We start from the raw sequence: 9,318 nt of genomic DNA on the forward strand, positions 1-9,318 counted from the left end.
GATTTCCGCCCTTGCGCTTTGAGGCGAAAGCGCTTATAAAGTACCACGTAACGATCACCGATCTTCCCAGAAAGGGGGGGCGAGATGAACGTCCTCTTGCTGCTCGACCGCGCTTCGGATTCGATTTTCGACAGCCCCGAAACCGCCGAGCTTTTCGAAGAACTGGAAAATAAAGGCTACCGCCTGCAGCGTCCGGAATTGGAGGGAAGCCTTGTCGACATGCTGGAGCAGCGCCCCGAAGCCGCCGGCGCGATCATCGACTGGGACACGATGGGCGGCGAACTGTACGCTTCTATGGGGGAACTGAACGAGCGCCTGCCCTTTTTCGCTCTGACCAGCCCGGGGGCCGCCAAGGAACTGCAGCCGCCGGACAAGGACAAACTGACGCTGGCCTTCGTGCCGCTGCCCTGCCGCAACGCCGAGAGAACCGCGGCGAAAATCGACCGCGCCGTGCGCCGCTATTTCGAGCTGCTGCTGCCGCCGTTCACGCGCGCGCTGTTCAAGTTCGCCGACGCGAAGAAGAACACCTTCTGTACCACGGGGCACCTGCTCGGCTCGGCGTTCCGCCATCACGCCATGGGCTGGGCTTACTACAAATTCTACGGAGCCAACGCCTTCCGCGCCGACACGTCGGTGTCGGTGCCCGACATGGGCTCGCTGCTGGAACACACCGGCGTGCACAAAGACGCCGAAGAGCTGATCGCCCGCGCCTTCAACGCCGACCGCAGCTACATCGTCACCAACGGCACGTCCACGGCCAACAAGATCGTCGGCATGTACTGCGTGTCGCAGGGCGACACGGTGCTGATCGACCGCAACTGCCACAAGTCGATGACGCACCTGCTGATGATGTGCGACGTGGTGCCCATTTATTTGCTGCCGACGCGCAACGCCTACGGCATGATCGGCGGCATCCCCGCCGACGAGTTCACGTCCGAGGCCATCCATTACAAACTTTCCCAGCGCGACGACGCCACCTGGCCCACCTACGCGGTCATCAGCGACAGCACTTACGACGGGCTGCTCTACGACTGCAGCTGGATCAAGGCCAACCTGCCGGTGAAAAAAATTCATTTCGACAGCGCCTGGTCGCCCTACGCGCCGTTCAACCAAATCTACGAGAACAAGTTCGGCATGTGCGGCGAAGCGACGGCCGGCAAGACCATTTTTGAAACGCAGTCGGCGCACAAGATGCTGGCCTCCTTCGCGCAGGCGAGTTACGTTCACGTCAAGGGCGAGTACGACGCATCCGTGCTCGACGAGGTTTACATGATGCACACCACCACCTCGGCCAACTATCCCATCGTCGCCAGCGCCGAGACGGGCGCGGCGATGATGACGGGCAACCAGGGACGGCGGCTGCTGCAGAACTCCATCGACAGCGCCATGACTTTCCGCCGCGAGCTGGCGCGCCTGCACGACGAATGCAGCACGTGGTTCTTCAAGTGCTGGCAGCCCGACGACATTTCCGAGACCAAATGCTGGCCCATCTCCCGCGGCGAACGCTGGCACGGTTTCCTCGGCGCCGACGAGGACTTCAACTACCTCGACCCGATCCGCGTCTCCGTGCTCACGCCCGGCATGGATCCCACGGGACAGCTCATGGAAGAGGGCATCCCCGCCGCCGTGGTGTCGCGCTACCTCAACAATCACGGCGTCGTCACCGAGAAGACGGGGCCGTACCACATGCTGTTCCTGTTCGCGCTCGGCGTCGACGAGCTGCGCACCAAGGCGCTGCTGCGAGCGCTTCAGGATTTCAAGCGCGACTACGACAACGACGTTCCCATCCGCGAGGCCATGCCCGACCTGTTCAAGCTCGATCCCGTGTTTTACATGAACATGTCGCTGCAGCAGCTCACGCGCGGCCTGCACCGCGTGATGCGCAAACGCGACCTGCCCAAGCTGATGTACCACGCCTACGACGATCTGCCGGAGATGGAATACACGCCGTACCAGGCCTTTCAGAAAAACCTGCGCGGCGAAACGCACGAGGTGCCGCTGGCGGAACTGCTCGGCCAAGTCAGCGCCGACATGATCCTGCCCTACCCGCCCGGCGTGCCGCTGGTCATGCCCGGCGAGAAAGTCACCGAGAAGAGCGCCGCCGTGCTGGATTACCTGAACATGCTCTGCGAGACGGGCGAACTGTTCCCCGGCTTCGACACCGAGATTCACGGCGCCTACCGCCGCAAGGACGGCTATTACGTCAAGGTGCTCGACGAAGAATGAGCGCGCGGCGCACCGCAGGCGCAAAGACAAAATTGATGTGCCCGGGAGGGGTTTTCATGAAAAAACTGATGGCGCTGTTCATCGTCATGCTGTGCGCCCGTTCGGCCTCCGCTACGGAGATCCGCACCAAAGCGCTGACCGTCGTCTTTCCCGAAACATGGGACGCCGCAGTCCGCGCCGACGACAGCGTAACGCTGACCGCCGCCAACAAAAAGACCGTGATCACGCTGACGGCTCAGGCGGTGGCCAGCGCTCGGGAAAAGGCTGACCTCGATCCGCAGACGGTCGCCGGATACCTTGCCGAGCAGCTTCGCGAAGGCGGCGCCCAAACCAGCGCCGTCTCCGCCGCGGCGGACGGTTCCTGCTCGTTCACCGTCGCGGGCAAAGACTCGCGCAGTCAAACCGAGACGAAAAGCCGTTTCCGCTTCGCGATCGAAAACGGCGCGTGGTTCGTCACGCAGATCGTCAAGGACGGCGACACTCCCGAAACGGAACGTATCCTCAGCTCGCTTCGTTATCATTGACGGCCGCCGCTGTATGTTCCGCGCGGCACGTTTTCGCTTCATACAGGAAGAGCGCCCGCGAACCTGTTCGCGGGCGCTCTTCCTTTGTGCCGCAGAGCTTGCGCCGGGATCCTCCGTTCCTTGGGGAAAAATCGCAATTTCCGAAAGCTCAGTGTAAAATGGAACAAACTGCCGCGGCGGCAAGCCGACTTTTCGTCTTCCGAGGTGCGCTGTGCTGAATTTCCTTTCCTCACTGATCTCTTTCGTCGTCGCCCATTCGCTGCTTCTGAGCGCGCTGGGCTTTATTCTGCTGCGCCAGCGCCTGTCACATCGGCTCAGCGTCTTTCTGGTGGAGAAATATTTCCCCGCCGCGCCCGCCGCGCCGCTGCCCGTCCGCCGCTACGACGGCTGGTTCGACCGGATCACGCGCGCGATCCCCGATTACATCGACGACACGGTGATGCGGCGGGCGCGGGAGCAGCGCGTGGCCGAGCAGGTGCGGCGGCGCTTTCTCGAACTGGTGATTGTCAGCCTCTTCAAGTCCTTCACGACGCTCGTCGTCTTCCTGACGGGCTACGCGCTGGCGCGCCTGCACGTGATCAGCGTCGCCTCGCTGGGATTCGTGGTGCGCGCCCTCTCGCTCGGCATCGCCATGCAGAATCTTTACTACTACTTCACCCGCTGGGACTTTCCGCTCAAAAAGGTCAGGGAGATCTACGGCGAATTCGGCTTCAACCTGGTGCGCTTCATCGAGGTGCAGATCTTCGCGCGCGTCTACCGGGAAGCCTGCGCCCGGATCGACCGGAGCGTGCAGGGGCTCGGCCGGTGGCAGCGCTGGGCTTACCGCTTCATGGGCAGCGGCACGGAATGTTACGCGCGGGCCATCTCGCAGCAGGCGCTGGACGAGAACCGCCGCTTCATCCGCTTGATCGCCGTGCTGGCGCCGCTGTCGCTGTGCTGTTATTACGCCGTGATGCGCCTGTTCCTCGCGCCGCTGGTGGCGCGCCTGACGGGCGAGCGGTTTTTCCGCTTCGTTTACGTCGACCCGGCCGCAGGGTTGCTGCAGTTCTGCGCGGATCATCCGCTGCTCGCCGTTTCGGCCCTGCTGGCCGGCTGGGGGCTGTTCCACGAGCGGAGCCGCCTCGCGCGCCTTTGCGCGCCGCTGTGGCGCCGGCTCGCGACCAAGCTCAAGCCGTTTCTGCCCGATTAAAAAAGGAGTTCACCGAAAAATTTTCGTGAACTCCTTTTTGTTTTACGTTTTTTCCGCAACGTTCAGCGGAAGTCGCCCAGATGCGTCTTCCTGCCCGGTTCCCTGGTGAAGGGCGCGTAGATGCGCAGATGCGTGATATGGTCGAAGGCGTGATCATCCTTGCCAGCTGCGGCGTTAAAACGCCGCCATTCGCCGCCGTCGACGCGGCACATCACCAGCGAGCGGCGGCCGTACGTGGACCAGAAATCCCACAGCTTCTCCAGCGCCTGCGCTCCCGGCGTGAAAACGCCCTTGAAAAGCGGCGCGCGCGCCGTCATCTTTTCGCCGTCGAGAGAACGAACGATCATCCACTGCGTCTTCTCCCACGCCGATTTCATTTCCGGCGAGAACGAATGCTCGTAAGGAATGATCTGGAAGCCGCCGATGTCGCCGACGTCGCTCGTGCTCACGCAGATCACGCCGCAATGATTGGCGCGCAGGGCGCTGCGGCGCTGGAACTTGCTGCCGCCGAAGCGTCCCACGCCACGGAAGGGGCGCTCCACGGAGGCGATCGCCTTGCCGCCGCCGCGCCAGTACGCCCGCACCTCGCCGCCGGCGCGGTTTTCGAAGTCGAACATGTAGGGTCCGTCGAGGTCTTCCGTCACCGACACCACCAGCGTCTCGCCGGGTTCGGGCAGCTGAGCCGCCGTCAGCTCGCGCAGCGTGCCGTCAGCGCGGCGCACGCGCGCCCGGTCGCCCACCACCGGCGCCCAGCCGCCGAACAGCCCCGCACCGGCCGGACAGTCGATCACGAACGCCGCCGACGCGCCCGCCGCGGGAGCGATCGTCTCCGCCGGCACAAGGCTGACGATGCGCCCCTTTTCGTTCTCCACGGAAACCGTCAGGTGGATCGCGTTCACCGCCGTGGCCGCCACGGTGCCGGGTTCGGCCCAGGCGCTGGCCGTGTAGCCGGGATATCGCGTGGCCGTGGGCACGCGCAGCACTTTGCCGAGATCTTTCGTCTGTCCGTTGGGGCGGACGGCACGCGCCATGCCGCCCGCCGCCGCGGGGATCTCGAGCCGGAAGATCTCCTCCGGCCGCGCCCAGGCCGGGACGCAGAGCCAGATCAGCCACATCGCCGTTATCAGTTTCTTCACTTCTATCGACCGCCTTCACTCTGTTTCTGTTTGCCGCTTCATATTGTAGCACCGCCGCCCGCCGATGGGAAAGCGCCCCCGCTCCCCGCCGGGGGTCCCAAAAGAAAGAAGCCGCCTCAAAATCTCGATCGAGGCGGCTTCTTCGCCGTTGTTCTCCGCTTTGAAGTTTTATCTGCCCAGATCCAGCATCACGGCGTTTTTGCCGAAGACCCAGCCGGCGCCGAAGGAGCCTTTCACCTGATACCAGCCGCCCTGCGAGCCGACGACTTCGGCCGTTTCGTTGCTGAGGCGGCCGATGACTTTGGACCCTTTGTCGGCGTTCGGCACGTCGCGCACGTTGTTGCTGCCGCGCAGGTAGATGAACTTCCGTCTCGACTCGGCTTGCGCCGCGGCCAGCTCCGTCTTGGCCCGCTCAAGCCGGGCGTTCAGCGCCGCGATCCGTTCGTCGCGCGCGGCGCTTTGAGCGGTCAGTTTCCTGATCTCTTCGTCCTTGGCGGCACTGACCGCCGTCAGCTCGCCGATCTTCTGCTCGCGCTCGGCCACGAGCCCCATCTGCTCCCGCACCTTGCCGTCCGTTTCGGCGATCCTCGCGTCCTTCGCTTTCACCTCTTCGGCGATCTGTTGATAGGCGGGATCGTTGGCACGGGCGTCGCGGAACCTCTCTGCCATCACGCCCTTGTCGTAATACCACACGGCGGCGCCGCCGGCTCCGGCCGCCGCCATCATGGCGATCACGGCGACGGAGAGCGGCAGTTTCTTCACGGGCGTTTCCTCACCGGCCCTCACCAGCGCGCTGCTCAGCAGCGCGGAGAGCGCGTACAGCAGCAGCGCGATCCATGAGAACGCGTAATACTCAGGCCAGATCAGTTCGCCCCCCAGCGAGACGAACATCGCCGCCAGCAGCAGCCAGGTGGAAAAGCGCAGGCCGCAGAGCGCCAGCAGGCCGCCCGCAAGGCCAAGCGCCGCCGTCACCGCGGCGCACAGCGTCTTCGCGTCCAGATCACCCAGCGCGGCCAGGCAGAAACCGCCGCCGAACTTTTCGCCAAGAACGCGGCACGCCCCGCTCTGATAAAGCGAAATAGCCGCAGCCGCCAGCGCGAAAATAAAGGCGAAAACATAGGCCGACGTGTAACGGCGTCCCGCCCGGGCCGCGTCCACCGCCGCACCGGGCCAGGAAACCGCGCCGGCGACAAGGCAGAGGACAAAAGCCCCCCAGGACGCGGGGAACCAGACGTCCCAGTGAAGCTGGGCCACCGCGCAGACCACGGCCGCAACGGTCAAAAACAGCGTAGCGCCGGCACGCTTCGCCAGCGCCAGCAGGCCGCCCAACAAGGCCAGAGCCGCCGCGGCAAGCGCGCTTAACGATTTGGCGTCGAGCGAGGGAAGATTCTTATACCATTCGAGATCGACGAAGTGCGCCTGCACGACCGGCCACATGCCGCTCTGCCAGAGCGTATAACCTGCCGCCGCCAACGCCAGCAGGAACCCCCAGAGGCGCGAACAGCCCGCCTTCGGGGCCGGCATTCCCTCCTCCGCCGCGGCGAGCTCATCTTTCACTTCGCGGTCAAGCGCCGTCGCCGGAGCGGGATCGGCCATTTCCGGCTCCTTGCCGACATATTCCTCGTCTCCGTATTCGTCCTCCGCGCCGCGGACCTTCATGCCCATCAGTGCGGCCGCCGCGAACAGCACCGCCGAAGCGCGAACGTAGGGATAGACGATTTTCAGCCTGAACTCGCAGTACAAAGAGATCCCCGCCGCCGCGAACAGCAGCAGCGCCGCAAGCTTTTTCCTGAACAGGACCAGCAGCGCCCCCAGCACCGCCAGAACGGAAGAAGCGACGACGCACATCGACTTGGGATCGAGCGAAGCGAAGTCCTTCAACCAGCCAAGCTCAAAACCGCTTTCCATGATCATGGCGAGACAGCCGCTGTAACACAGGGACAGCGCCGCTCCGGCGGCCGCCAGCAAAAAAGCGAACACGTGCATGATGAAATTCCTCCTCTGTTCGGACCGCAACACTCAGCCCGCAATCACACGATCGTTCGAAAATTATAGCCGATCTTCGTTCATAATACCATAAAAACGGCGGCGCCTTCGCAGCGCCGCGTGAAAAACGAGCTTGCCCATCCGCCCGCGGCCGGCGCCGCTTCACCCCTTTGGGCGATGACCGGCCGGTATGTTTCTGCTACACTACAATCGTTTTTTCGAAACGCCGGCCCCATCACAACATCGACGAAGGAGGAAGCTTCATGAAGAAAATCATCGGCGCCGTTTTGGTCCTGCTGGGAATCGGAACGGGCGCTCTCGTCTGGAAGATGCATAACGACATGCCGAAAGCGCAGGAGCAGCTGGCCGCCGCCGCGTTCCTCGGCGAGCCGGCCGTCCTGCCGGAAAACGAAGGCCGCCTGGTCGTGTGCGGCGGCGTTCTGGAGATGACCGCGCCGGCGGTGGACGGAGAGCTGAACGTCACGCTGCCCTCGCCCAAGGCCGAGCGCCTGACCGAACGTTACGAAAGAGTCGGTACGGACGGCAAAAACAAATACGAGTGGAAGAAAATCTATTCCGGAGCGCTGGGCAGCCGCGCGCTCGTCGGCGAAGCCAAGCTCGGCGCCTTCGTCCTGGCGCCGGAACTGCTCAGGACCCTGCCGACGCCGGCGTTCTGCCGGGAGTTCGACGGCGGGGAACTCGCGCGCGCCGGACTGGTAACGTACGGCAAGCTCCTCGGCAGCGAGCGCTATCTGTCGCGCTCCAAGGGCAACGTGCGCGGCGCGCTGCGCTTCTCCTACCGCATCTCCGACCTCGGCGGCCGCCAGGTCACGGTGAAGGCCGTTCAGAAGGACGGCGCGCTCCATCCCGCGCCCGATCAGGCGCCGTGCGTTCTGGAAGGCATTCTCAGCCGTGAGGAAGTGCTGAAAGACAGCGAAGAATCCGGCGTCATGGGGCTTGCGACCGGCGCAGTCATCGCCGCGCTGCTCCTCGCCGCGGGCGTCGCCACGTTCCGCCGCGGCTGAGCCGCTCCGCCGCATCCCGTGAAACAAAAGAAAGGCCTTTCAGCCGCAAAACAAAGCGCGCCCGCGGAAGTTTTTTCGCGGGCGCGCTTTGTTTTGCGTGCGCTAACGATCCTGTTTTAGAGCTCCCACCTCACGCCGAGGTTGACCTGCCAGTTCGTCTCGATATCGGCGCCGAAGGATTTCTCCACGTCGCAGTAGAAGAACGAGTTCTTCCCCATCGTCACGTCGGCGCCGATCCCCGCCGCGAACCACGTGTCACCGCCGTCCTCGTACTTGCGCAACGTCTGGCCGTGCGCCCCGTAGAGGCTAACCTCACGGTCGCCGCAGAACTCGTGCAGCAGATCGGCTTTCACGTACCACTTGCCGTAACCGCCCTGCCCCTTCTCCCCGAACTCGCGGCCGAGACGGAAACCGAGACGCCCGATCAGGCTGTCCACGCCGTCCTGTCTGACCTCGATGCCGTTGCTGGTCGCATACGAAGCGTCGAAAATATGCGTATACACCAGCTGACTCTGAGGTTCAAGGATCCAGCGCCGCCCCAGGTCGAACTTGTAACCGTACTCGGCGGACACGCTCATGGCCCAGTTGTTGTAGCCGCCCTTCGCCGTGCCGTCGGAAGCGTACACGGTGAAATCATTGTCAAGATGGCTGTACTTCAGCACGAAATCGGCATAGTGCCCGAGCTTCCCCGTCCAGCCGGCGTAAACGGACGCGCCGAAACTGTCGATGCTGCCGCTACCCTTGGCGTAATCGGCGGAATTGTCGCCGTAGTGCGCCGCCAGACCATAACGCCATACGCCGCGGCGATCAGTCTCGCGCTTGCGGTCCCAGCCCAGCTGATAAAAGTTGTATTTATCCTTGAAATAGACGCCGTCGCCCTCCATCTCACCGCGCTTGTAACGGAACCAGAACCCTTCGGGGGCGTCGTAGTCGCGCAGTTCGCCGAGGCGCTTGTTGAGGCTGTCGATTTCCAGACGCGCCGTCGCGGCGGCGTAGTCGAGCGCAGCCTGGGCGATGGCGGTGTCGGCCGTCGGTGTTTCGTGCCGCTTGACGTCCACGAAATACCAGTTGCGGCCGAACGCGCTGGAGTCGCCCGTGTAGTCGGCGGCGATGATCGGCTCATAGTCGTACAGTACGCCCTCTTCGATCCCCGACGTCTCGGGCAGAGCGACAAAAGTCACGCCCGATGCCGCGTCGGCGAACTGCACGGGATTATCCGCGCCGACGCCCTC

Annotated in this window: 7 protein-coding genes; 4 read left to right on the forward strand and 3 right to left on the reverse strand. The window is 63.8% G+C overall.

The features are described 5' to 3' along the window. Positions 1-84 precede the first annotated feature (84 nt). The 3 genes from ldcC (at position 85) to D7D26_RS04155 (ending at position 3,939) form a co-directional block, all read left to right on the forward strand. A complete protein-coding gene (gene ldcC / locus D7D26_RS04145) occupies positions 85-2,226 on the forward strand; it encodes a lysine decarboxylase LdcC (RefSeq protein ID WP_120372145.1) in 2,142 nt (713 codons plus the stop codon). Positions 2,227-2,282: 56 nt separating this feature from the next. Continuing rightward, positions 2,283-2,750 (forward strand): hypothetical protein, encoded by a 468-nt coding sequence (locus D7D26_RS04150; protein ID WP_147413043.1) that lies wholly within the window; start codon positions 2,283-2,285, stop codon positions 2,748-2,750. A 211-nt stretch (positions 2,751-2,961) separates the two neighbouring features. Beyond that, positions 2,962-3,939 carry a hypothetical protein gene (locus D7D26_RS04155; protein ID WP_120372147.1) on the forward strand — a complete coding sequence of 326 codons (978 nt, stop codon included), beginning with the start codon at positions 2,962-2,964 and terminating at the stop codon, positions 3,937-3,939. A 62-nt stretch (positions 3,940-4,001) separates the two neighbouring features. Here the strand turns inward: D7D26_RS04155 and D7D26_RS04160 are convergent, their stop codons facing one another. Beyond that, a complete protein-coding gene (locus D7D26_RS04160) occupies positions 4,002-5,075 on the reverse strand; it encodes a hypothetical protein (protein WP_120372148.1) in 1,074 nt (357 codons plus the stop codon). Positions 5,076-5,243: 168 nt separating this feature from the next. Beyond that, positions 5,244-7,061, reverse strand: coding sequence for a hypothetical protein (locus D7D26_RS04165; RefSeq protein ID WP_120372149.1), 1,818 nt, complete (start codon positions 7,059-7,061; stop codon positions 5,244-5,246). 263 nt (positions 7,062-7,324) lie between these two features. Between D7D26_RS04165 and D7D26_RS04170 the strand changes: the two genes are divergently transcribed. Further along, positions 7,325-8,086 (forward strand): hypothetical protein, encoded by a 762-nt coding sequence (locus D7D26_RS04170; RefSeq protein ID WP_120372150.1) that lies wholly within the window; start codon positions 7,325-7,327, stop codon positions 8,084-8,086. Positions 8,087-8,202: 116 nt separating this feature from the next. On the opposite strand, the gene D7D26_RS04175 is transcribed toward D7D26_RS04170, so the two are convergent. Continuing rightward, a partial coding sequence (locus D7D26_RS04175) for an autotransporter family protein (protein ID WP_120372151.1) occupies positions 8,203-9,318 on the reverse strand: 1,116 nt, incomplete at its 5' end.

Source organism: Pyramidobacter sp. CG50-2, assembly GCF_003612005.1.
Classification (GTDB): Bacteria; Synergistota; Synergistia; order Synergistales; family Dethiosulfovibrionaceae; genus Pyramidobacter.

What these genes read in the sequence shown, in the direction of transcription:
- ldcC (WP_120372145.1), top strand. Translation starts at nt 85, where the DNA reads ATGAACGTCCTCTTGCTGCTCGACCGCGCTTCGGATTCGATTTTCGAC.
- D7D26_RS04165 (WP_120372149.1), bottom strand. Translation starts at nt 7,061, where the DNA reads ATGCACGTGTTCGCTTTTTTGCTGGCGGCCGCCGGAGCGGCGCTGTCC.
- D7D26_RS04150 (WP_147413043.1), top strand. Translation starts at nt 2,283, where the DNA reads ATGAAAAAACTGATGGCGCTGTTCATCGTCATGCTGTGCGCCCGTTCG.
- D7D26_RS04170 (WP_120372150.1), top strand. Translation starts at nt 7,325, where the DNA reads ATGAAGAAAATCATCGGCGCCGTTTTGGTCCTGCTGGGAATCGGAACG.